Source organism: Floridaenema fluviatile BLCC-F154 (genome assembly GCF_041929135.1).
In the GTDB taxonomy this organism is placed as follows: domain Bacteria; phylum Cyanobacteriota; class Cyanobacteriia; order Cyanobacteriales; family Aerosakkonemataceae; genus Floridanema; species Floridanema fluviatile.
The window spans coordinates 30,669-53,121 of the sequence record NZ_JBHFNS010000040.1 but is presented as its reverse complement, the minus strand read 5'-3'; the positions used below and the strand labels follow the sequence as shown (position 1 = coordinate 53,121).

The window sequence follows — 22,453 nt, the reverse complement described above, 5'->3', positions numbered from 1 at the left end:
GTAATTTTTTAACGAACAAGCTGTACGTTTGGTAATTTACAAGGTGTTGTTGCATGAATTATTTCCAATTAGAAGAAGAAATTTCTAAGTTGACTACGGCAATGATGACTCGCCATCGAGAGATTGTTTCCGACTTAATTTTGAGTTTGAAAGCACAGCTGACTCTAGAAGAGTTAGCTGGTGTAGTGCTGGTAAGTATGGAAAGATTGTTATGGTTTGATGTAGATTTATTTTTTTGGTGTGCGGAAAATCTAATTCCGGCAGATATTAAAGGCGAAATCAAGAGAATAATTGCAATCACTAACTATAAACAGTTAATTGCCAAAGGTTTAATTCCCGGACAAGATTTTAGTATAGATCGAGACGGTAAACTGTTACAAAATCCTTGCCATCGTACTTACTAAGGGGCAGAGGGAGGAGGGAGAGTTGTTTTGTTGATGTAAATGTCAAAAACTTCCTCCCACCTCCCCAGTCCCGTAGGACAGGCATCTTGCCTATTATTCCCAGTCCCCAGTCCAGCCAATAGCTTTCCTGATAAGCAAAAGTTTTAGCAATTATGAGGAATTCCAAGCAAACTTAGCCAGCAGATAGAGTATAAATTACTAGAAATCGGTAGATAAAACGATCGCAATTGAGGGAATATTAGAAATAGCATAATGTTCAGGAGGCCAATTATGGCACCATACATTCCCTTCTCTTCAGCACTACAAACATTCGCACTTGCCTATTTAGTTCCCGTTGTGCTGCTATTGGCGCTCTCTTATATCGGTTGGGTGATAATTGAAATTATGGAAGAATCCCACGAAATTTAATTATCTCAACTCGCTCCTCACTAAAGAAGACAGAAGGCAGAAAAACTTGTCAAGGCAGGTTTTAGCCTTTTGATAAACGGATAGTTATTTCCGCCATTCTGCACTAAGAAATTTTTATTTTAGTAAGATACAACTCCTCGATAGTTTTTTTGTGGTTCTCCCAGTAACACTAAAGAGCAATTAAGTTGTTTCACTATTTCTGTAGTAATGTTACTCATAGCTAGTCCCGCAGCAGTGCGTTGCCGTTCCGATCGCAAAACTACCAAATCCGAAAGTTGTGACGCATAAAGTACTGCTCTTACTACATCATCATTAGCCAATACTTTAACATCAGTATTAATGTCAGGAATCCATTTTTCAATTAACAGATTCATTTGGGAAGTAGTCCAAGCAATTTTACTATCAGAAGTGCGGCGATCGCAAACATTTAACAAAGTTACCTGCGCTTGATTCGCATCAGCTAAAATCTTGGTAAATCTGATTAACCTCACAGCTTGATTAGTTAAATTTTCCACAGGTACTAAAATGCGCTGAATCTTGCTAGGTGAATCCAGCAACCGGGTAATTGCTACTGGGCAATGAGAAGCCCATAAAACCTCATCGATCACATTTCCAAATAACCGGGCGCGAAAACTCGTGCGATTACCCCAACCCATGACAATTAAATTAGCATTCTTTTCCCGACTAGCACGACTAATTCCTTGAGAAACTGAATCATCAATACGTAATATTGCTTCCGCCTCCACGCCAAATTCCCGACTCATTTCCATTGCCCGTTTGAGTAAGGTTTGATTCCGTTTTAAGGCACTATCCAACTCCGAAGCATCCATGTGAACATGAGCTTGGGGAATCGCTAAGGGCAAAATTCGACCGCCTTCATGCTTCGCCAAAATCGCCGCCATTTCAATTAAATACCTTTCCGTTTGGGGATTTCTGACTGGCACTACTACTGTGAACTTAGAGCTAAGTTTTTCCTCTGCTTCTATTTCTAATTTTGGTGGTAAAGGTGCGATATGAGACTCTTTTACCCGCAAGCCCGGAGCAACTTTACTAGTAATTAATGGCCCTAAAGTAGCGGTTACTAACATTAAAACTAAAACACTATTCAATACTGCTTCATTGAGAATTCCTGCTCGAAAACCAACCAAAGTTGCTGCTAAAGTTGCCGCTACTTGAGGGATAGACAACGACCACATTGTTAGCATTTCTTGCTTGTTGTAGCGGTACAATAATTTAGCGAACAAAGCAGCTAAAAATTTGCTGAGAACTAATCCGACAACAATTGCCAATGTCAACCAAACTGATGATAAACTTTTCACAAAGCCAGGAATATTAATTAGCAGTCCCATATCCACAAAGAAAACGGGAATAAATAGGACACTACCAACAAATATTACCTTTTCTTTTACTGGTCCTTCTCCGATCGCATCATTCACCGCCAACCCTGCCAAGAAAGCCCCAACAATTTTTTCCACTCCAATTAATTCTGCACCCAAAGCAGCCAGAAAAACTGCTAACAAGACAAATAAAAACTGATTACCTTGATCGTCACCTGTGCGGCGAAAAAATTGCCTTCCTGCCCAATCAAACCCGAATAAAACGATCGCAGAATAAACAATTAACATCCCCAACAAAGTGATTAAACTAGTTACAGAAAACTCACCTTTATGAATCGCAATACAAACTGCTAAGACTAACAAAGCACCAATGTCAGTGAAAATTGTCGCCCCAATTGTCACTGTCACCGCTTCATTTCCCACCACCCCAAGACGGCTGACAATTGGATAAGCCAAAAGAGTGTGAGAAGCAAATAGAGAACCAATTAAAATTGAAGCATTCCAGTCAAAACCAAAAACTCGCCCCACAATTGTTCCAAAAATTAGCGGCACAATAAAAGTAAAACTGCCAAAACCTGCGGAACGATATTTAGTTTTGCGGAACTGTTCCATATCCACTTCTAATCCAGCGACAAACATCAGGTAAACTAACCCAATGTCTGAGAGTAATTCCATCGTTGGCTGTTCAGTTTGCAGTATATTTAAAGCATTGGGGCCAAGAATCACACCTGCTGCTAGTAACCCAACTAATCCCGGCAATCGCAACTTTTCAAATAGGGGAGGTACAGTAAGAATTACTGCTAGCAAAATCGCAAAGGGCACAATTGGCTGCTGAACTACGTGCAAAATTGATTCCATAATGTGGCAGGTTAGATAAGGGGCTCCGTCATTCAATGAAGAAACATCAATAGTTGCTTTGTTTCTTAGGTTAGATTTTTTTCAGTTTAGGGTGTTGCAAGATTGCTCTGGCTAAATCAACAAGTATTTTTAATGTTTAATTTTAAGTATTACATTGTTCAGTTTATCCCAGCTTAATAAGTTGTGCCAAGTTAATTTAACCCGATCGAAAATACTTAGTCTACTAGTCTGTGGATAGATTTAATACTACGTCTTTAGGGGAAAATGAATATTGGTAACGTAGATTTATCTCTTAATTTTAAGCTTTTCGGCAATTAATTTATTGTTGCTAAAGCTACAAAGAAACTGATTAAATAGAAAAACCGATCCTTTTATAAATGGATTTGACTTAAAATCACTCTTAAGCGATCGTAATCATCCCTAAGTAAGGTACTTAAATAACGTCCAGCTTTTACCAACCAAGTACGATCGCCCTTTCGTAGCTGATAAATTTCGCGTATTGCTGCGGCGCAAAGTGCATCCACAGGCGCTTGTGGTACTTGTAATAGCATTCGCAAAAAATCCAACTCTTCACTAAACACAATTATTTCTTCACGTTCGCAAAAATAAACAGCTTGGTGAATTTGGGGAGGACGAGGAGGAATATGCTGATAAAAACCTTGCTGCTTTTTTCCCGGAAGTTTATAACCGACAATAGCGGCGCGAAACTCTGTTTTGAGCATCGCAAAAATTTGGGGTTGTTCTTCCCTCAACTCCTCCAAAGACATTCCTAAAGCACGGGCGCGATGAACAGAATCAATTGGCGAAGTAGTAGCATGATAAACTACAGCATAAATCAGATTATCTGACTCTTCATCGATCGATCGGACCCAACTCCCAAAAGGCGGCATCGCTGGAAAACTCAAAGTTTCTGGTTCCAAACATTGAGCCAAAAACTCCGAAGTAGCAGTTTCGATCACCTCAGCAAAATGATTAGGCTGGCGAGTTCCACCAGTAAATTGTGGTAAAGGAAGACGCATAATACTAGTTACTTGATAATTGGTAGTTGATAATAGGTAATTGCCAATTTAATTACCTATTACCTATTACTTGTTACTTGCCCTTTTTCTTACCAGCCGTTGTTTCTACCACTTCCAATTCCGAAAGGCGGAAAGTAATTAACTTATCCCAATTACCCCCTTCAAACAAGACAGCTGCCTTACCATCCGTGACTCGTTGTATTAACCCTTGAAAACCATAATAAATATCATTGACATTCGTAACACGCACAGCAGATCCAGGCAAAAACATGATTTTCTCCTCAGTGATTACTTGATTATTAGCTTACTATCAATTACTTCTGCTGGGAGCAGTGGAGAGTTGTTGATGTAAATTAAAGAACTTCCCCCCATCTCCCCACCTCCCCAGTGCCGTAGAACAGGCATCTTGCCTGTTATTCCCAGTACCCAGTACCCAGTAACCAGTCCCTAAAACTTAAGTCGCTGTCGATAATTTGCCACCGATTCTACCAATCCTACAGCAATAAAATTAGTCAACATAGCCGATCGCCCGTAACTCACCCAAGGCAAAGGAATCCCCGTCACAGGTGCCAAACCAATAGTCATCCCCACATTGATAATCACCTGAAACACAATCATTGCCAAAACACCAACAGCCAATAGAGAACCAAAATTATTCTTAGAACTCTCAGCAATCATCACCAAACGCAGACAGAGGAACCAAAAAGCCAGCAAAACCACAATACAACCCACAAAACCCAGTTCTTCGCCAATGGCAGAGAAAATAAAGTCCGTATGTTGTTCAGGAACAAAATTCCCCTGAGTTTGAGTCCCATGATACAGACCTCTGCCCCAAAGTTCACCAGAACCGATCGCAATCCGAGATTGAATCAAGTGATATCCCGAACCTAAAGGATCGTGTTCCGGGTTCAAAAAAGTAATGATCCGATTTTTTTGATAATCTTTCAACAGACTCCAAAAAATATGTCCAGCTTCACCACCAATTAAATTAATCGCCACCGCACCCACAGCACCCCTGACAGGCCAAGGTAGAGTTTGCCAGCCAATAAACGCCATTAACGCCGACCAAGCACACCATCCCGGCAAGTAAACATTAAACAAAATTGCGGAAATAATCGGAGAACTGAGCAAAATCAACCAACCAGGATTCACATTAGCCCAGTAAAGCATTCCCAGAGTAATCGCCCCAAAAACCAGAGAAGTTCCCAAGTCTGGTTGTAAAAATACTAAACCCCAAGGAACAGCTGTAATTGCTAAAGACCTAACTAAAGAGCCCATAGTCGCCGAATTTTTCGCACTTAACAGCACAGCTAGGGTAATAATCAACGACAACTTAGCAAATTCCGAGGGTTGAACATTAAAAGCACCAATACTAATCCAACGTTGAGCACCTTTGGCACTAGTACCAGCAAACATGACAAATATCAGAGACAGATTGGTAATGCCGTAGATCACCCAATGCCATTTAATCAAGTTTTCATAACGCCAGCGAGCGCATAAAAGCATTAAGCTTAAACCGACAACAGCAATGAGAATATGTTCCGCCCATTTAGGAGCCGCTAAAAAAGCTTTCATAAAAATCAAACCAAAAGCAATGCCACCAATCAACCATTGCTGCCAAGACTCGTGAGCGACATATAGTGCTACGACAACCACTACCACCAGCACTATTGCTAACACGCTACAAGCAAAGACCCAAGGTTGCCACCATCCAGGCGTAATTTGATTGAGTTCTGTGCTACGAATCATAATACCGCCCAAAATAGAAAGTCCCAAAGGCAGCAGAAATAACCAAAGGTCTGCTTGTTGCCAAGGTAAGAAAAGAGACTTCCAGCGAAATGATTTTATTGACTTCAACAACATGGTTTTTGACATCAGGGACTAGGGCACGCGGCAATTTGAGATTTCAAATTCTAGATTTTAAATGGAAATGGCAGGGAATGGGGACTGGCTAAGTTTTGAGTTGTAGGGGCGGGTTTAGCAGATAAGTCTGTAGTCACAGCAGAAGATTTAACAACAAAACCCGCCCTGGAGAGAGTTTCAGGAGTGAGAGAGTGAGAGTTTTGAATTCTCCTCTCCTCTGTCCCTGGGCTCCTCTGCTTTTTTAAGCTAAGGCAGCGAGGGAAACTTTGGCGGCTATTTGTCCCGCAATTTGCTTTAAGGCTTTGGCAGAGGCAGAATCTGGGTTAGCAGCCACAATAGGTATACCGCGATCGCCACCTTCACGCAAGGGAATTTCCAAAGGTACACAACCTAGTAAAGGTACACCTAATTCCGCTGCGGTTTTCTCGCCACCACCAGAGCCAAAGATGTCATACTGGCGATCGGGAAAATCAGGCGGAATAAAATAACTCATATTTTCTACAATGCCCAAAACCGGAACTCCCATCTGCTGGAACATCTTTAACCCTTTGCGGGAGTCCAACAAAGCTACATTTTGCGGCGTAGTCACAATTACTGCCCCCGCCATTGGCACAGCTTGGGCTAAAGTTAACTGAGCATCCCCAGTTCCCGGAGGCATATCCACAATTAAATAATCCAGTTCGCCCCATTCTACTTGGTAAAGAAATTGTCGGATAATACCATTGAGCATCGGACCACGCCAAATCACAGGCTGGTCTTTATCAATTAAAAAGCCCATTGAAACCATCTTTACACCGTGATTAAAAGCTGGTTCCAAAATTTCCCCTTGTGGAGTTTGCCGTACCTCTACCTTAGCCTCGGTAAGTCCTAGCATTGTGGGCACATTAGGGCCATAAATATCGGCATCAATCATTCCCACTTTCGCGCCAGCTTGCGCCAAAGCTACGGCGACATTTACGGCAACGGTGCTTTTACCTACGCCACCCTTACCGCTGGAAACAGCTAAAATATTTTTTACTCCAGTGATTCCGGTACGGTCAGGGAGAGATTTTTGCTGAGGTGTTTCTGCGGTAACATCAACTTTGACATCTGTTACCCCAGGTAGTTTCTTCACTGCCTTTTGACAATCTTCGACAATAAACTCGCGCAAAGGACAAGCAGGTGTCGTCAACACAAGAGTAAAACTGACATTGCCAGCATCAACCTTGACGTTGCGAATCATATTTAATTCCACCAGACTTTTGCGGAGTTCCGGGTCTTGGACTGGTCGCAATACTTCTAAAATTGTGCTGACATTGAGAACTTCTGACATTTGTGTTCTCCCCTTGTTCTTAGGGGTGATTTGAGGTTAATTCTTATAGAATCTTAACTAATGGGGGAATCTTAAAGTTAATGGGAGTTCATAAGTATAGATCCTTATCACCTTGTCCCCCAGTCCCCAGTCCCCAGTCCCCAGTCCCCAGTCCCCAGTCCCCAGTCCCCAGTCCCTACCTCAATAACGGCTTTTCCTCCGCTGCATCAGCTAATTGTGCCGCAACTCTTGCGGCGCTCGATCGAATCAACGACCAAATTAAAGGCGACAACCAACCCCGTAAGGTGACAGAATAAGATATCTGAGTGCCACAAACCGTGGATTCAACTTTGTAAGTCACTCGTTCCTCTAGTCCTGGTAAAGTGATGATACGGACGCTGAGTAACTCTCTGGGTCTGACTTGTTCGACAAAAATTTGAATCGGGATGGGTAAGATCGATCGGGTAATTGCCTGGTAAATTAAACCAGGTTTAGCCACCAAACCTTTAGGGACATTCGTGCTTGCTAACAAGGGATGCCAAGAAACATCAGCTAAATCGGTCATTTTCTGCCAAAGCGCATCCACCGAGGCGGAACTCAGGGCTTTATAAGTCCTGGCAAGGGAAACTCGGTATTTCTTTTGGACTCGTTTACGGACAGATTTGGAGAAAAAATTGGGAATCATGGCAATCCTCCCCTAGCAAGCCTCCAAGACAGCCTGATTGTATGCTAATTGTGTATTGGATAACATCCCCCCTTAAGAAATTTTTGGCAAATATTTGTTAGAACAAGGGGACTGGGGACTAGGAACTGGGGACTAGGAACTGGGGACTAGGAGAATTTTTATCGTCTGTTCTAAATTAAAGTTAACTTAGTTATTTATCCTTGAAGACCCAATTCGAGTTAATCTAAAAACGCTCTAATCTTTCTCGATGGGCTATTCGTTTGCGTAACATTGGAATTTAAGTGTTGATATGACGGCTTTTTCAACTTCCGAAGCAACCTCCTCTAATTCTGTACCTCCAGCTGATTCTAAAGCTAGAGTTAGCCAGTTTATGCGCCAAATTCAGGATGAGATTTGTCAAGGTTTGGCAGTATTAGATGGCGTAGGCACATTCCAAGAAGATTCCTGGGAACGTCCAGAAGGCGGTGGAGGTCGTTCTCGCGTGATCCGCGAAGGTGCAGTTTTTGAACAGGGCGGGGTTAACTTTTCGGAAGTTTGGGGCGAAAATTTACCGCCCTCGATTTTGGCACAACGCCCGGAAGCAGCTGGGCATGGTTTTTATGCGACTGGTACCTCGATGGTATTGCATCCCCGCAATCCCTATATTCCGACGGTGCATTTGAATTATCGTTATTTTGAAGCTGGGCCAGTTTGGTGGTTTGGTGGGGGTGCTGATTTAACACCTTACTATCCTTTTGCTGAGGATGCGGCTCATTTTCACAAGACTTTTAAGCAGGCTTGTGATGCTCACCATCCAGAATACTATCCGACGTTTAAATATTGGTGTGATGAGTATTTTTACTTGAAGCACCGTCAGGAAACCAGGGGTGTTGGTGGGATCTTTTTTGATTACCAAGATGCTCAAGGGGAATTGTATCGGGCAAATAATACCAATGGGTCAGCAGCGGCTCATAGTGCTAAGGTTGGTACATTGACTCGCTGTTGGGAAGAGTTGTTTGCTTTTGTCCAAGAGTGTGGTCAGGCATTTTTACCTGCTTATGTTCCGATCGTAGAACGTCGCCGGAATTTGGAGTATGGCGAAAGGCAACGGAACTTCCAACTCTATCGTCGAGGTCGCTATGTTGAGTTTAATCTGGTGTACGATCGCGGCACAATCTTCGGTCTACAAACCAACGGACGTACAGAGTCGATCTTGATGTCTTTACCACCTCTGGTACGCTGGGAATATGGCTATCAGCCAGAACCTAATACACCGGAAGCTGAGTTGTATGAAACTTTCTTGAAACCTCAAGATTGGGCTAACTGGACTGCTTCCTAAGCAGAAGTCTGAGTTAAACTACTCAGATGAGCTACTCAAAATTAGACAGGTTATTCATTTTTGCCTTAGCCTGGGAACAATAGTAAGAGAAACAAAAAATACTATTTCCTAAAACCTCAAAACTGTACAACTGTCGATTTTCTAAATTTCATATTCGCACCCATTTACTTGGGATTGCTTGATGGTTGATTAGATTGAGGTTGCGTGCAAAAACTCCAAACTCTTACGAATTAAAGGGGAGGGTCAGTGATTCATATCGAACAAAAAACCCACACGACCCAAGACGGCAACACTGTCATCGTCTTGACACCAATAGGTCGCCTGGACATTACAACTGCATGGCAATTTCGCCTAAAGTTGCAAGAATGTATTTCTAAACTCAGCCGTCATGTGGTCGTGAATTTGGGTCAGGTCAATTTTATCGACAGTTCTGGCCTCACGTCATTGGTGGCTGGAATGCGAGATGCAGATAAAATTAAGGGGAGTTTCCGCATTTGTAACGTACATCCAGAAGCTAGATTGGTTTTTGAAGTAACGATGATGGACTCGGTATTTGAAATATTTGAAACCGAGGAAGAAGCTTTGGAAGGTGTACCCCGCACCATTGCTAGCTAGTGGCAGAAGGCAGAAGGCAGAAGGCAGAAGGTAGAAGGCAGAAGGTAAAATTCCCCTTGTCCTTTATTCCTTGTCTCCCCTGCTCTACCTGCCTCGCTGCACTAGGCTGTGAGTACATCAGATGGTTATTTCCGCAGAAAAATCCTGACGTTTGGTGAAGCGAAAAGGGCCAAGTAAAGCTCCCCAAATCGCTTTTCCTGTTTGGGGATCGATGCCTTTGTCATAAGTTAAAAATGCTTCTGGGGTGGCTTCAAATCCTAGAGAAACTTGGTAGGTTTCAGTCTGATAGGTGAAGCAACAGCGGGCTTCTGGGGGCAAAAATGCTTGAAAGTGATAGCCTGGGGTAGTTAAGGAGTTTTGGGTAACGTTAAGGGTACAACCGGGTAAGAATTCGATTTGTTCTGTGGTTAGGGTTTTTAGTTTTTCTCGATCGCGCCCCGCCCCCTGCACTAATCCAGGGTCTTTGAGCATATAATACTGCACTTCAAGGGAGGAGTTCCCGCCAGTTCCTGGCCGCAAACGAATAATTCGGGGTCGATAAGCTTTTTCTAAATTAACAATATTGGCTTGTTCGGCAAATAAGGTAATGCTATCTTCCGTAAACAAAGGTACAGGTCGCTGCCAAAGTCGCAGGTGAACGTACCAAGCGGGATCTGCGAGCGCCTGTGCCTGATTATCAAACTCACCCGCCATATAGCTAGCTAAAGCAATTAATTCCTCAGAATATCTCATCTTAAGACCAGATGTTCGCCATTTCAAATTTTAATTAATAACTTATAATTTTTTTCTCCCATCTCCCCACCTCCCGATCCTCTACCTCATCAAACTGGTTGACCTTGGGGAAGTGTCAGGAATTGACTTCAGGGTAATCTTTTGGTAATTTAGGGAAGTTGCTGAAAACCAAATAGGGTGGGCTAGACCCGAATTTACGCCTGTGGACAACAAGAAGATGCTGACATCCTTGGTGGAAGCAGGAAGCAAACTCTCTAGAAGCGATTGATTCTAGTTAAATGGTGAGAATTGAATAAGTTTAACCAAGTTTTGTGTAGCAGACAATAAATTTAATTCCTCCTTAATTGTTTTCCGTGAACAACGTCCGCACTGTCTCAGATACTAAGCGAAGTTTCTACTCCCTCCACACTCGCCCGATTAACACGATTTATCGGCGAGTGGTAGAAGAATTAATGGTGGAAATGCACTTGCTTTCGGTCAATAATGACTTTAACTATGACCCTATTTATGCTTTAGGGGTGGTGACTACCTTTGACCGCTTTATGCAAGGTTATCGCCCGGAAGCGGATAAAGAGCCGATATTTGCTGCACTTTGTCAAGCGGTGGGAAGCGATGCCCAAACTTATAAGCAGGATGCTGAAAGGTTAAGGGCTTTTGTGGGGCAGCGATCGGCAAAAGAGGTGATTGATAGCTTAAGTGAAGAGTCTTTTGCTAATACTGGGGATTTACAAGGAACTCTGCAAGCGATCGCCAACAACCCAAAATTTAAATACAGTCGCTTATTTGCTGTCGGTTTATTTAACTTAATTGAACAAGCAGATCCCGAATTAGCCAAAGATCCTAAGCAACTGACTGAAGCACTAAAACAAGTTTCTACTGGGTTGCATTTACCAGAAGACAAAGTACAAAAAGATTTGGAACTTTACCGCAGCAATTTAGAAAAAATGGCTCAGGCATTAGTAATTATGGAAGATGCCGTAAAAGCTGAGCGCAAAAAACGCGAACAACGTGCTGCCGATCGAGGTGTAGTAGTTGCGCCTCCTAATGGGCAAAAAGGTTCTAGCGAAAATAAATAGATAAATAAATCACCTGATTTCAGGTTTTTCAGGGGAAGCAATACTAACAAATTATTGCTTCCCCTGAAGTGTTTCCAGTAATCAGAAAAAGTCAGAGATTGGGGGAAATTGACCAACGCTTTTTCCCAATTTTCATTATTGAACTGCGTTCGCGTAAGACGCGAAGAGAAGAGGAAGAAGATCAAGGGGTAGCGAACGCGGATTGGGATCAAAAGTTTTTCCTTTCCGAATAACTACAACAACTGGGTCTAAACCGCTGAGATCGATAACAACTAATCAAAATATTAGTTAGCTATCTCCCAAAGGTCAGACCCAGCTAATAGATATTGGATTTTAGATGTAAGATTTAATCCAGCAAAGTGGAATCAAATCTTAATTAGCGTCTTGGTACTTTGTTCAGGTAATCGATGCTGGAAGCAGGGATATTTTGAGCATAGTAACGTTTGGTGTTGACTGCTGCTGCCATATCTTTGAATTTGCCAGGATCGCCTTCTGGTAAACGGCGTTCTTTGGCCTTGGCGCTGTAGAATTTGTCCAAGGTAAAGCGCCAGTCGGTAGTAACTGTCCCTGCTGTTTCTTGGAAGTCTTCGCCGTAGCGAGGTGTTACCAAGTTGAAAGGACGACCTTCCATACGCTTGCGTTGGTAAGGTACGGTGAAATCACCAAAAGCTTCGGTGTATTCTTCGCTGTCTAGTAAAGCATCAACAAAGCCGCTAAAACCTTTGGTCGCAATGACGATCGACCAAGCGATTTCCTCTTCTTTGTTGTAAGGTGCGCGACCTAAAAAGCGTTTCAGGCAGATTTCCACCAAGCGATAGTTGTTGTTAACAGAAACAACTAAACGGTAGAATGCTTCCGATTTTGCCAATTCCCGAATCAAGTCACGAACTGTGATCGAACGGTTAGCGAAACGAGTTTCTACAGTAATTTGGCGGTTGAATTTCAGGATTTCGTGTTCGCTGAAAACTTGACGATAAGCGGCCCAAATTAAAGTTCTAATTTCAGCAGGAGAAGCGGCATCTTCTAGGCGATAGATATAAGGTGTATCTTCGTTAAGATCCGCGATTCCAAAGCTTTTCACCCGCTGATTTTGGGATGATGGTTTGTATGTCAGCAACGGCAGCGCCATGCAATAATCTCCTAATTTGGTAAGATTGGCTGTGAATAAAATTGCTTTCGATCACCTATTTACGGGCAGGGAAGGTTGCCACTGGGTTAATCGATACGCGAGTGCCTTCTGGCTTATTATCCCTTGTTGTGTCAGGAATTTTGATATTGGCGGTGAGAATGGTAGGCTTTTCGATGACTGGCGTAATTTTGATCGATCGCGCCATATCCAAAAAGTTATTGACATCGCCCCATTTGTAACGGGAATCCTCTTGTTTGTTGCGCCAGTAATCAGCGTAACGAGGCGTAACTAAATTAAAGGGACGGTCTTTATACCGACGACGTTGATAAGGTACTGTGTTATCACCGAAAGCGTTTTGATATTCTTCGCTATCAACGAGTGCGTCAATAAATCCGCCAATGCCTTTGGTAGCAATGACAATTGACCAGGCAATTTCCTCGTCTTTACTGTATTGAGCACGTCCCAAAATGCGTTTGAGACAGAGTTCCACAACGCGATAGTTGGAATTTGTTTCCACAACTAAGGTATAGAATGCCTGAGTTTTTGCCAAACCACGCACGAAATCCCGGACAGTAATAGCGCGATTTTTTACTTGAGATTCTAAAGCTGGTTGACGAAATTGTTTGAGGATTTCATGTTCGCTGAAGAGTTGTCGATAAACCGCCCAAATTAATTCTTGGAGGTCGGTTTCATCAACACAGTCTTCCATCCGATAGATATAGGGTGTATCTTCGTTGGGTACTTCATAACCCCTGACTCGCTGATTTTGCGAGGAGGGTTTGTAAGCAAGCATTGGTATTGACATGAGCCTTTTTTGTGTTTTGAATTGTGTGCTGTGTGAAAAATTTTAGATTGAGATTTCATCTAAAATTTAAACCCTAAAATCTAAAAATTACTAGACTTTAGGATCAGCAGGGATGTAGCTATAAGGAAGGGCAACTTCGGCGCGGCTGACGGATGGTTTAACGGTGGCACCTTTGACAGTCATTTCGGGAAGTTGAACGCTTCTAGCGGTGTTGATTGCCCGATCGCGATCGCGCTGGAAGTCGATTTGAGGTGTTGCCATTCCCTTAGCCATTTCCAGAAATGTGGTGGGAATAGCAGAACGAGCCGATCGTTTTTCTGGTGCTCCTTGGCCGGAGATTTTAACTTCGTAGTAGGTTCGACCTTCTAGGGCAATTAACTGAGTCCGCCAGTAGTCGCTGTAACGAGGATTAACTAAGTTAAAAGGTCTTTCGTTGAAGCGACGGCGTTGATAGGGTACGATGTCATCGCCGAAATTTTTTACGTATTCTTCGCTTTCGACGATCGCATCAATAAAGCCATGTAATCCCTTAGTTGCAATTACAATTGACCAAGAGATTTGCTCATCTTTGTTGTAACTTGCGCGTCCTAAGAAGCGTTTGAAACTGATATCAACCAACCGATAATTCGAGTTAGTATCTGCTACTAATTGCCGATAAACTTCCGACTTTCCTAATCCGCGGACAAACTCTCTAACAGAAATTGCGCGATTCCGCAGTTGAGATTCCAAGGCTAGTTGACGATGACTTTCTAAAATCAGTTGTTCGCTGAAGATTTGGCGATAGGCTGCCCAAATTATGGCATCAATATCGGCATCAGAAATTGCATCGGCTAGACGATACTTTGGGGCATCATCTTCGTCTGGAACTTCGTAACCTGGTACACGCTGGTTTTGCGTAGTGGGGGTAATTTCTAGGAGTGGTATTGACATTTTAACTAGTTCTCTTTTGCTAGTTGATTAGTCACTGGTCATTAGTCATTAGTCATTAGTTATTACTGATTGGAAAGCTAACAAATAACGAAAGACAAATGACAAATGACTTTAATTATGAATTGATTGCTAATTGCACTCTAGCGCGAACAGCTAAGTCGGTTTCTTTTTGGCTCATTTGCTGAAGATGTGCCAAAATTTTGCTTTGGAAATCAGTCTGATTAGCCATTGTATGCAAGCCAACAATTGCGGCATAACGAATCGACCAATCTGTATCTTGACAGATTGCCACTAAAGTTTGAAAAGCTTTTTCTTGGGCGATTCGGACTTGACTAGGTTCGAGTTGATTCCAGTGCAAATTTCCCAATCCTTTGCTAGCGGCGCGACGGACGCTGGGGGCAAAGTCGCTTTTGGCGGCGGTGAGTAAAACTTCCAAAGCGCGGGGATCGGCGATCGCAGCTAAAGCGCGAATCGCGTAAGCTCTCGCACCGTAGTTATACCCATCGAGCAGTTCTAATAATAAAGGTACTGCTATTGTTCCCATTTGAACTAATCCGGCGACTGCTGCCAAAGCTGCTCCGGGGTTGTTATAACCTAAAGCAGCGATTAGAGTGGGAATTCCCGCTTCGCTGCGGGCATCTGCTAGGGTGCGAACTGCTGCAATTAGGCGTTCTGGTGAATCTGCCTGTTCTACAGCTTGAATGAGTTGCTGATGATCTGTCATTAGGTGATTAGTCATTGGTCATTAGTCATTAGTTGAGTGTAAAAGTAATTCCCTAAGCTACCCTTAAAAATCACTTTTCCAGATGACAAAGGACAAATGACGGATGACGAAGGACAAATAACAGACTATAACAGCGAATCCATCAAAGTCATAACTCTGATGGCTGCGTCATTAAGCGAGTGTGCTTTTTCTGGGTTAAGTTGGTGTTCGAGAATGCCTTTGAGGGCAATTAATTTGAAGCTATTTTCGGTTGCGGAAGAGGCGATCGCTTCTGCTGCGGGGAGATAACCAATAGCACCCAAGTCTGACAAAGCGACTCGGCGCAGTTGAATATCCTTTCCCGACAAAGCTTGTACCAAGCGTTCCCCGTAGATAGGATCTTGAGTCAACTGATACATAGCTCTGGTAGCGGAATACTGAACTCGTGCGACTGAGTGTTCTAGGAAGGGTTGAATCAAAGGGATAGCGGTTTTTGCGCCCAATGCACCCAATGCTTCCATGACTGCTTCGTAAGGTTCTGCCAGGTGAGGTCGTCCCGGTACTGGCACGGCGGCAGCTAAACCACCAGATAGCAGCTGCTCCAGCACTGGTATACAGATTGGATTGCCCAATTTGCCCAGCGACTGTGCAGCTGCTTCGCGCACGTAGAAATCAGAACAATCCAAACATTTAATTAAGCCTGGTACTGCTCTAACATCTCCCAGTTTTCCTAATGCTCTTGCAGCATTACGTCTTAGAGGATAACCGCCTAACTCTGTGCGATCGGCTTCATCTTCTAAAGCCGCAATCAGAGCTTCGATTGCCGCTGCTTCTCTCACCTGAAACTTACCCAGCCACCACGCTGCATAGTAACGCAGACTTGTGTCTTCGTGGCTTAGGTTGGCGATCGCTTGTGCAATTGTCAGCGACGGAGAATTTTCCATTTCGCCAAAGTTTTCAGGATCGGATTCCTGCATAGCTGAGAATCAAGTTTCCCTTATTCTTCTGCTTTAGCGGTTTCTTTGGGGGCTTCTTCTGCACCCATTGGATGAATGCCGACGATTTTGCCACCCAAGCGGGTAATGCGCTGCATTTCTTCATTCATGCGGCTGTAGGGTACGGTGACAAACACACTACCGCTACGACGAATAGAGTAGTTGTTTTTGTCAGTTTGGTCGTTTTGACGTAACCCAACAACTTCGTAACGAAAAACGCGGCTACCAGAGGGTGTATTAGCGGCGCTACCGATAGCGGTTTGACCGAGCATTTAATTCATTCCTCCAATTTGGTTAAGTTTTGAGTTTTAAGTTTTGAGTTTTGAGTTTTTGGATTAGTTACCAAAACTCCTAACTCTTAACTCATCACTAATTATTAAGCTTGGGTAACGCTAATGATTTTGCCGCCAGAACGAAGAACTTGTTGCATTTTGTTAGACAAGTTTTCGTAGGGGACCAAGAAGGCGACGCTGCTGCGACGGACTCCTGGGTATCCTGGTTGGCGAATCCCAGCGACTTCCAGGCGATAAACGCGACCGCTTTCGCCATAAGATCCACCCAAACAGTTGCGGGGTGCGCTGTCGCTAGAGGCGCTGTAGAATGACCAGCCACCTTCGCTGCCACTAGGTTTGACAATGGTTGTGGGTAAGTTCATTGCCAAATCACGGGCGAGGCGAGAGTTGCTACCACCAGCTTGGGAACGATCGCTGTTGGCATAACCCCGGTACAACTTAAACATCCGGTTAAAACCGACTTGTTTTTGACCTGTTTGGGTTTCAAAACCGCGATAGAAAGGTACGATGTTATCGCCAAAGCTAGCTGTGTACTCTGGAGAATCGATGTATGAATCGATTTCTGCATCGTAACCTTGATCGTTCCACAAATCGAGGTGATAAATTACCTCTGATTCGTCATAAGGGGCACGTCCCAACAGATGTTTATAGTTGAGTTCAATGACCCTAGTTTGAAAGTTGTTGTAGAAAAATTTGGTTTTGTATAGCTCTGATTTTGCCAGAATGCGAACAAACTCTCTAACTGAGATGTTGCCATCTGCTAGCAGAGATTCGGCGCTGGTCAATCTTTCAGAAGCCATTAAATAGTCATTGCCAAGTACCTGACGGTAAATGGCTCGGATTACGTTTTGAACATCTTCTTTGCTGGCATTGGGACGCAGTTCTACTTTAGCGGTGTCGCTAAATGCTGAAGTTCCCAACCGAGATGCTGCTGCTGTTATCGCCACAATTCTATTCTCCCAACACAACAAACAGAGCACTTGATTTAGATACAACAATGCCCGGAGAAGTACGCACCTGCTAGTTTCGCAGCTAGCAACTGCATACCTTTCCGGGCTATGCGATCGATTAGCTTAAAGCGTTGATCGCGTAGTCGATGTAGGTATTAGCTTCGTTAGCAGCTTGACCAGACAGACCGTGGTTAGCTTTGACGTATTTCAAAGCTTCAACGTACCAGCTGGGAGACAACTCAAATGTGCTGTTTACTTCATCCAAACCAGCAATCAAGTATTCGTCCATTGGACCTGTACCACCAGCAACCAAGCAGTAGGTTACCATGCGGAGGTAGTAGCCGATGTCACGAGCGCACTTGGCTTTGCCTTCGGGAGTGGAGGCATAGTTGTTGCCTTGCATTTGAGTGGTGTAGGGGAATTTGTTGTACACCGCTTGGGCTGCGCCATTGATTAAGCTTTGCGCGTTGTTGGTCAGAGCGCGAGCAGCTTCCATGCTGTCAGATGCGCGTTCGATGCGACCACGAACGATTTGTAGTTCGGTGTTGCTCAGGTAACGGCCTTGGGTATCAGCTGCGGCGATCGCTTCGGTAATAGGGGTCTTCATGTCTTTGGTATCTCCCAACAATGAAATGCAGTTTTTTTTCTAAAGGTTAGGCAGAAAAAATTGCCTGGGTTTTTTGTACTGAGTTGCTAATTAATTAAGCAACAGCAGCAGCAGCACGATCGAAGTAGCTAGCTACTTCAGATACCAATGCGCTGCAATCACCTTTGGTGATACCGTTGGGGTCGTTAGCAATTGCGATCGCAGCATCTTTCATTTTGGCTACGCCAGCTGCTACGGAACCACCAGGAACTCCTAGAGCTTGGTAGGTTTCGCGCAGACCGTTCAAGCAACGATCGTCTAATACGCTGGAGTCACCTGCGAGGATTGCATAAGTAACATAGCGTAATACGATGTCCATGTCGCGCAAGCAAGCAGCCATGCGACGGTGGGTGTAGGCGTTTCCGCCAGGAGCGATCAGCTGAGGTTGCTCTGCGAATAAAGCGCGAGCAGCGTTAGCAACAATGGTGGAACTGTTGCTGGTAATGCGGTTTACGACATCCAAGCGCTTGTTGCCTTCACGAACCATGTTGGTTAAGGCATCTAATTGTCCGGCGCTCAGGAATTCGCCTTTAGCATCAGCCTGAGAAACAACCTTGGCGAATGCGTCTAACATGAACTCAATCTCCTACTTGAATTGTTGTTGAGTGCGTTTGAAAAGCAATTTTCGGAATCTCTGGTTCAGCTAACTCTTTAAATTTGACTTAGCCTAACAGGGTCGAAATCACAGGCCACAAAACACTTTTTTCTGACCTATTTCCTTAATCGCTTGTTACTGATGAGCTAACTTCATCTTTCTACAAGCATAAGGCATAAATCTGAGAAAATTTCTCGTTTTTATGAGAAACGACAAAACTTACTTGCAAGAGTGCTTCGTGTAACTTTTGCCTGCGTTGTAGTCCCTACAGGTTATTTTTATACACTGCCTATTGTGATTTATTTATTACGAATTATTAAATACCTTGGCTAAGTATGGCGAAACGCTGCAATTCCTTTATTTATCAGGTTTATCTGGTCTTATTTACCCCATTTTTTTTACATTGCTTAATAAAAGTAGGTGATTTTCGGCTCTGTAGTTGTTTTTTATATTTTCTTAATTATTCTCTCTAAAGTTTACTTAGTAAAGGTTTGACCTTTAATTTCTCTCAAAATTCTCTTTTTAATTTATATACTTATGTAAAGGAAACTTTACATAGCTATGTAAACTCAGGGCAAAATTTTTGGCTAATTGCTGAGTTCGGGGGGAATTTTGGGGTTAGGGCGAGTGAGAAGGAGGAGAACGATCGCCTAAGTCATCCATCTTTAGACAGAGAGAAACGATAGATTTAAAATTCAAATCTATTGGAGGAGAGACCGCAACGCCGTCGCAAAACTTCGAGGAGAGTGAGCAAAACCGGGGGAGGTGGGGCAACGACTTGGATCGATTCTCCAGTAACGGGATGTTCTAGGGAGAGTCGCCAAGCGTGTAAAGCTTGTCCGGGTAGATTAACACCCACATCTCGCCCAGAACTGTAAACTGAGTCACCAACGATCGGATGACCGATGTGGGCGCAGTGGACGCGAATTTGGTGAGTGCGACCTGTTTCCAGTTGGAAGTGCATTAAAGTGTAGTTTCCCAAACGTTCCTTGACCCACCAGTGAGTTACGGAGGGGCGACCGCCTTTTGCTTCTGGGACGACTGCCATTTTTTTGCGATCGACGGGATGGCGACCGATCGGTTGGTCAACGGTGCCGCTTTCAGTTTTGGTAGCGCCGTAAACTACGCCTAAATATTCCCGACGGGCGGTTTTGGCTTTGAGTTGGGCTTGTAGGTGTTGGTAAGCTTGGTCAGTTTTGGCGATCGCAATTGCCCCAGTAGTATCTTTGTCTAAGCGGTGAACGATTCCGGGACGCTGAACGCCGCCAATTTCGGCTAAGGGACAATGGGCTAACAAAGCGTTAACTAAAGTTCCGGCTTCATGTCCAGCTGCGGGATGAACGACTAAACCAGCGGGTTTATTAATTATTAGTAAATGGTCATCTTCGTAAAGGATATCGAGAGGAATTGTTTCTGGTTTTAATGGGGAAGTTGTAGTTTCGGGGATAGTAATTTGGATGCGATCGCCTGTTTTGACGGTACGATTTTTGCTAGTACAAACTTCGCCATTAATTGTGACGTTTGCTTGTTGAATTAGTTTTTGGATGCGCGATCGAGAGAGTTCTGATACTTGACTAGCTAACCAAGTATCTAAGCGATCGGTTTGAGTTTGTTTGAGGAAGTCGCTAGTTTCTTGAACTGAGAGTTGGATGTGAGAGTGAGAAATAGTTGTTTACCTGAATTCGTCTTTTTTTATTTTAGGGAAAGGGGAAAGGGGACTGGGGACTGGGGAATGGGGACTGGGGACTGGGGAGGTAGTCAGTTAAACTATTTTCTCCCCTTGTCCTCGGAACGCCACCATTGGGAGACAAAGTAGCCGGAGATTAGACCGATCGCTAAATAGAGAATTAACAGAGTAATGCAGGTCAACAAGATATTATTAGTTGATGGTTCTTTAATAATAAATGGTGCAGAAGTAGCGGCGATTAAGGTAGAAGTACCAATAGTAGTAACGAGAAAAATTACTGTATCTTGAAACTTAGTATTTTGACTGGCTATTTGACGGTCTTGTTCGGCTTGAAATAACTCAATAAAAGTGCGAATGCTATTAATATATTTTTCTCTGACCTGTAATTGTGGCACTAATATTCTATAGTCTTGTTCCATTTGCCAGAGATAATCAGCCGCAGTAAATTCACCGAATTCTTCTAAAAAATTGAGTTTAGTCAATCCGTTTTCTTCAGCAGCTTTATTTTTGATTATTGCTAAACGATTTTGATAGTTTTGCAGGTTTTGACGCAAACTTTGCAACTGCACCTTCAAGGTTTCCAGTGCCATTGTGTATTTAGCTAAAATTTGTAAATTTGCGCGAAGTTCGTGATTGAAGTAATCAAAGTTTTGTTCGATTCCACTAATTTCTGGTAATTTAATAATAACTTCATCTATGTGGTTATCCTGGGGGAATATCCCCTCTAGAATTAGCATTTTTTTGATGTGATTACTACTTTGATAGTTCCAAATTATTTTATGTCGATAGTAGAATAACAACATTAATTCGTATTCAAAGGTTTCAATTCTTTCTACGATCTTTTTGTGGGGACAAATACAAATTATTACATTTTCATTTTCCGGAGTATTTGTCCAATTTTCTGAGGATTCCCAGATTTCAAAAACTGAACTACCTAAAAAGTGATTTCCGGGTCGGAGTTGTGGTTCTGCGAGATTTTTTCTAAATGACTGGTAAGCTTGTTTAGCGGTTGTTTCTTTATCTAAGTCAGTGGCGGAGTTTACGTAGCCTAAGATTAGCCATGTTTTGCCGATCGTACCTTTAGCTTCTAGTTTTTTCTGAAAATCATAAAAGTAATCATAACTTTGCGGATTTTCCTTGTCTTTTGTTGCACAACAAACTAATAAGCTATCGGTATCTCCCAAGGTGTAACGACGATAAAAACCTGTTACGCCTTCTAGGTCGTCTGGGGTAAAGGGATAGTTTCTTTCTGGGTGGTAATCTGCTTCTGGGTCAAGGTTGAGGCGATTACGCAAACTTTCCCAGGATTGCTGCTGGGGTGTTAGTTGAATGTCTTCCTGTATTGTTCGCAGGCTATAGACAAATAGGAATAGATGTGGGTAATAGATCGACAATGGCTGCACAGAAATTTTGTCCAATCATATACACTATAATCTTTTTTCACTAGGCCAACACCCGGAAGATGAAATTTTTGTGTGGTTGGGGATTTATAGAGGGGTGGCTTTTAGTTGCACCACTAAATTTTCTTTCTTTAAACAGATTAACATAAATTTTGGAAGTAAGTTTAGGATTGTTTCTTTTAGTTGGGAATTTAAACATAAAGTTTTGCAACTGACTGTGTTGTTTCTCTTAACCTTCGTCTTTGACTTCTACTAAAATTACTCTAGAAGAGATAAATATATCTAGAGCCATACAGGTAACACCACACAAAACTAAAAACATCCCGCTTAAGAAAAAATAGATGGGTACACCTTGAATAAAGCGATGAGAAATTGGGAAATTGACGGCGATCGCAAATGAAGTTAAGACAAAACAAATTACTGCTAAAATATGGCACAAAATGGCGTTTCGCACGTACCAGGTAGCGCGTAATAAAGCATTGACCTGGGTGTTAATGTGACTTAATCGGATTCGATCGAACTCTGCCAATTTTCCCTGTTCAGCTAGTTGTCGATGATGATATCTTTTTTCATCGTTGAGTAATCTAACTCTGGTTAAAAGTGCCACATATCGGGAACTTAATCCTAAAAAAAATAAGGCACTGGAGGAAATCATCACTGCCGGTGCCAAGATAGTTTGAATTACTTGAGTTGAGGTAATTCCACTAATCATAA

General features: G+C 43.0%; 24 protein-coding genes. 5 read left to right on the top strand and 19 right to left on the bottom strand.

The window, feature by feature from the left end; genetic code table 11:
- Positions 1-53 precede the first annotated feature (53 nt).
- Positions 54-404, top strand: a complete 351-nt coding sequence (locus tag ACE1B6_RS08915) for a hypothetical protein (RefSeq protein ID WP_413256902.1) — start codon at positions 54-56, stop codon at positions 402-404.
- A 270-nt stretch (positions 405-674) separates the two neighbouring features.
- Entirely contained in the window at positions 675-812 is a 138-nt protein-coding gene (locus tag ACE1B6_RS08910; protein WP_413256901.1) for a hypothetical protein, read from the top strand.
- 119 nt (positions 813-931) lie between these two features.
- On the opposite strand, the gene ACE1B6_RS08905 is transcribed toward ACE1B6_RS08910, so the two are convergent.
- The 6 genes from ACE1B6_RS08905 to ACE1B6_RS08880 form a co-directional block, all read right to left on the bottom strand.
- A complete protein-coding gene (locus tag ACE1B6_RS08905; protein WP_413256900.1) occupies positions 932-3,007 on the bottom strand; it encodes a cation:proton antiporter domain-containing protein in 2,076 nt (691 codons plus the stop codon).
- Between the two features lie 371 nt (positions 3,008-3,378).
- Positions 3,379-4,026, bottom strand: coding sequence for an HAS-barrel domain-containing protein (locus ACE1B6_RS08900; protein ID WP_413256899.1), 648 nt, complete (start codon positions 4,024-4,026; stop codon positions 3,379-3,381).
- Between the two features lie 73 nt (positions 4,027-4,099).
- The gene (locus tag ACE1B6_RS08895; protein WP_413256898.1) at positions 4,100-4,297 is read right to left on the bottom strand and encodes an NAD(P)H dehydrogenase subunit NdhS; all 198 of its coding nucleotides are present in this window, start codon (positions 4,295-4,297) and stop codon (positions 4,100-4,102) included.
- Positions 4,298-4,473: 176 nt separating this feature from the next.
- On the bottom strand, positions 4,474-5,889 hold the full coding sequence (gene rodA, locus ACE1B6_RS08890) for a rod shape-determining protein RodA (RefSeq protein WP_413256910.1): 1,416 nt from the start codon (positions 5,887-5,889) through the stop codon (positions 4,474-4,476).
- A 241-nt stretch (positions 5,890-6,130) separates the two neighbouring features.
- Positions 6,131-7,201: an Mrp/NBP35 family ATP-binding protein gene (locus tag ACE1B6_RS08885; RefSeq protein ID WP_413256897.1), complete on the bottom strand. Its 1,071-nt coding sequence runs from the start codon at positions 7,199-7,201 to the stop codon at positions 6,131-6,133.
- A 175-nt stretch (positions 7,202-7,376) separates the two neighbouring features.
- Entirely contained in the window at positions 7,377-7,865 is a 489-nt protein-coding gene (locus ACE1B6_RS08880) for an SRPBCC family protein (RefSeq protein WP_413256896.1), read from the bottom strand.
- 289 nt (positions 7,866-8,154) lie between these two features.
- Here ACE1B6_RS08880 and hemF point away from each other — a divergent pair, with 289 nt between their 5' ends.
- Positions 8,155-9,183, top strand: a complete 1,029-nt coding sequence (gene hemF / locus ACE1B6_RS08875) for an oxygen-dependent coproporphyrinogen oxidase (RefSeq protein ID WP_413256895.1) — start codon at positions 8,155-8,157, stop codon at positions 9,181-9,183.
- A 246-nt stretch (positions 9,184-9,429) separates the two neighbouring features.
- On the top strand, positions 9,430-9,798 hold the full coding sequence (locus tag ACE1B6_RS08870) for an STAS domain-containing protein (RefSeq protein WP_413256894.1): 369 nt from the start codon (positions 9,430-9,432) through the stop codon (positions 9,796-9,798).
- A gap of 117 nt (positions 9,799-9,915) precedes the next feature.
- Here ACE1B6_RS08870 and ACE1B6_RS08865 read toward each other — a convergent pair whose 3' ends face one another.
- A complete protein-coding gene (locus ACE1B6_RS08865; RefSeq protein WP_413256893.1) occupies positions 9,916-10,530 on the bottom strand; it encodes a chromophore lyase CpcT/CpeT in 615 nt (204 codons plus the stop codon).
- Between the two features lie 353 nt (positions 10,531-10,883).
- On the opposite strand from ACE1B6_RS08865, the gene psb29 reads away from it, so the two are divergent.
- A complete protein-coding gene (gene psb29 / locus ACE1B6_RS08860; RefSeq protein WP_413256892.1) occupies positions 10,884-11,606 on the top strand; it encodes a photosystem II biogenesis protein Psp29 in 723 nt (240 codons plus the stop codon).
- A gap of 376 nt (positions 11,607-11,982) precedes the next feature.
- Here the strand turns inward: psb29 and ACE1B6_RS08855 are convergent, their stop codons facing one another.
- The 12 genes from ACE1B6_RS08855 to ACE1B6_RS08800 form a co-directional block, all read right to left on the bottom strand.
- Entirely contained in the window at positions 11,983-12,735 is a 753-nt protein-coding gene (locus ACE1B6_RS08855) for a phycobilisome rod-core linker polypeptide (protein WP_413256891.1), read from the bottom strand.
- 55 nt (positions 12,736-12,790) lie between these two features.
- Positions 12,791-13,540 carry a phycobilisome rod-core linker polypeptide gene (locus ACE1B6_RS08850; RefSeq protein ID WP_413256890.1) on the bottom strand — a complete coding sequence of 250 codons (750 nt, stop codon included), beginning with the start codon at positions 13,538-13,540 and terminating at the stop codon, positions 12,791-12,793.
- Positions 13,541-13,630: 90 nt separating this feature from the next.
- Positions 13,631-14,470: a phycobilisome rod-core linker polypeptide gene (locus ACE1B6_RS08845; protein ID WP_413256889.1), complete on the bottom strand. Its 840-nt coding sequence runs from the start codon at positions 14,468-14,470 to the stop codon at positions 13,631-13,633.
- Positions 14,471-14,585: 115 nt separating this feature from the next.
- A complete protein-coding gene (locus tag ACE1B6_RS08840; RefSeq protein WP_459562990.1) occupies positions 14,586-15,194 on the bottom strand; it encodes a HEAT repeat domain-containing protein in 609 nt (202 codons plus the stop codon).
- Positions 15,195-15,319: 125 nt separating this feature from the next.
- Positions 15,320-16,150: a HEAT repeat domain-containing protein gene (locus ACE1B6_RS08835; RefSeq protein ID WP_413256887.1), complete on the bottom strand. Its 831-nt coding sequence runs from the start codon at positions 16,148-16,150 to the stop codon at positions 15,320-15,322.
- Between the two features lie 20 nt (positions 16,151-16,170).
- Positions 16,171-16,440, bottom strand: a complete 270-nt coding sequence (locus ACE1B6_RS08830; protein WP_413256886.1) for a phycobilisome linker polypeptide — start codon at positions 16,438-16,440, stop codon at positions 16,171-16,173.
- Between the two features lie 104 nt (positions 16,441-16,544).
- The gene (locus tag ACE1B6_RS08825; protein ID WP_413256885.1) at positions 16,545-17,408 is read right to left on the bottom strand and encodes a phycobilisome rod-core linker polypeptide; all 864 of its coding nucleotides are present in this window, start codon (positions 17,406-17,408) and stop codon (positions 16,545-16,547) included.
- Positions 17,409-17,529: 121 nt separating this feature from the next.
- Complete coding sequence (gene cpcA, locus ACE1B6_RS08820) at positions 17,530-18,018, bottom strand: phycocyanin subunit alpha (RefSeq protein ID WP_413256884.1); 489 nt, start codon at positions 18,016-18,018, stop codon at positions 17,530-17,532.
- 94 nt (positions 18,019-18,112) lie between these two features.
- Entirely contained in the window at positions 18,113-18,631 is a 519-nt protein-coding gene (locus ACE1B6_RS08815) for a phycocyanin subunit beta (protein WP_413256883.1), read from the bottom strand.
- A gap of 709 nt (positions 18,632-19,340) precedes the next feature.
- Positions 19,341-20,303: an RluA family pseudouridine synthase gene (locus ACE1B6_RS08810; RefSeq protein ID WP_413256909.1), complete on the bottom strand. Its 963-nt coding sequence runs from the start codon at positions 20,301-20,303 to the stop codon at positions 19,341-19,343.
- 116 nt (positions 20,304-20,419) lie between these two features.
- A complete protein-coding gene (locus ACE1B6_RS08805; protein ID WP_413256882.1) occupies positions 20,420-21,742 on the bottom strand; it encodes a hypothetical protein in 1,323 nt (440 codons plus the stop codon).
- 226 nt (positions 21,743-21,968) lie between these two features.
- Positions 21,969-22,451 carry a DUF2721 domain-containing protein gene (locus tag ACE1B6_RS08800; protein ID WP_413256881.1) on the bottom strand — a complete coding sequence of 161 codons (483 nt, stop codon included), beginning with the start codon at positions 22,449-22,451 and terminating at the stop codon, positions 21,969-21,971.
- Between the last annotated feature and the right edge of the window lie 2 nt (positions 22,452-22,453).

Bases quoted from the DNA above. Each gene is read 5' to 3' on its own strand.
- ACE1B6_RS08900 (WP_413256899.1), bottom strand. From the start codon at position 4,026: ATGCGTCTTCCTTTACCACAATTTACTGGTGGAACTCGCCAGCCTAAT.
- ACE1B6_RS08830 (WP_413256886.1), bottom strand. From the start codon at position 16,440: ATGCTCGGTCAAACCGCTATCGGTAGCGCCGCTAATACACCCTCTGGT.
- cpcA (WP_413256884.1), bottom strand. From the start codon at position 18,018: ATGAAGACCCCTATTACCGAAGCGATCGCCGCAGCTGATACCCAAGGC.
- ACE1B6_RS08910 (WP_413256901.1), top strand. From the start codon at position 675: ATGGCACCATACATTCCCTTCTCTTCAGCACTACAAACATTCGCACTT.
- ACE1B6_RS08880 (WP_413256896.1), bottom strand. From the start codon at position 7,865: ATGATTCCCAATTTTTTCTCCAAATCTGTCCGTAAACGAGTCCAAAAG.
- ACE1B6_RS08855 (WP_413256891.1), bottom strand. From the start codon at position 12,735: ATGGCGCTGCCGTTGCTGACATACAAACCATCATCCCAAAATCAGCGG.
- ACE1B6_RS08835 (WP_413256887.1), bottom strand. From the start codon at position 16,150: ATGCAGGAATCCGATCCTGAAAACTTTGGCGAAATGGAAAATTCTCCG.
- rodA (WP_413256910.1), bottom strand. From the start codon at position 5,889: ATGTTGTTGAAGTCAATAAAATCATTTCGCTGGAAGTCTCTTTTCTTA.
- ACE1B6_RS08840 (WP_459562990.1), bottom strand. From the start codon at position 15,194: ATGACAGATCATCAGCAACTCATTCAAGCTGTAGAACAGGCAGATTCA.
- ACE1B6_RS08905 (WP_413256900.1), bottom strand. From the start codon at position 3,007: ATGGAATCAATTTTGCACGTAGTTCAGCAGCCAATTGTGCCCTTTGCG.
- ACE1B6_RS08850 (WP_413256890.1), bottom strand. From the start codon at position 13,540: ATGTCAATACCAATGCTTGCTTACAAACCCTCCTCGCAAAATCAGCGA.
- ACE1B6_RS08800 (WP_413256881.1), bottom strand. From the start codon at position 22,451: ATGATTAGTGGAATTACCTCAACTCAAGTAATTCAAACTATCTTGGCA.
- ACE1B6_RS08865 (WP_413256893.1), bottom strand. From the start codon at position 10,530: ATGAGATATTCTGAGGAATTAATTGCTTTAGCTAGCTATATGGCGGGT.
- ACE1B6_RS08885 (WP_413256897.1), bottom strand. From the start codon at position 7,201: ATGTCAGAAGTTCTCAATGTCAGCACAATTTTAGAAGTATTGCGACCA.
- ACE1B6_RS08915 (WP_413256902.1), top strand. From the start codon at position 54: ATGAATTATTTCCAATTAGAAGAAGAAATTTCTAAGTTGACTACGGCA.
- hemF (WP_413256895.1), top strand. From the start codon at position 8,155: ATGACGGCTTTTTCAACTTCCGAAGCAACCTCCTCTAATTCTGTACCT.
- ACE1B6_RS08845 (WP_413256889.1), bottom strand. From the start codon at position 14,470: ATGTCAATACCACTCCTAGAAATTACCCCCACTACGCAAAACCAGCGT.
- ACE1B6_RS08895 (WP_413256898.1), bottom strand. From the start codon at position 4,297: ATGTTTTTGCCTGGATCTGCTGTGCGTGTTACGAATGTCAATGATATT.
- ACE1B6_RS08815 (WP_413256883.1), bottom strand. From the start codon at position 18,631: ATGTTAGACGCATTCGCCAAGGTTGTTTCTCAGGCTGATGCTAAAGGC.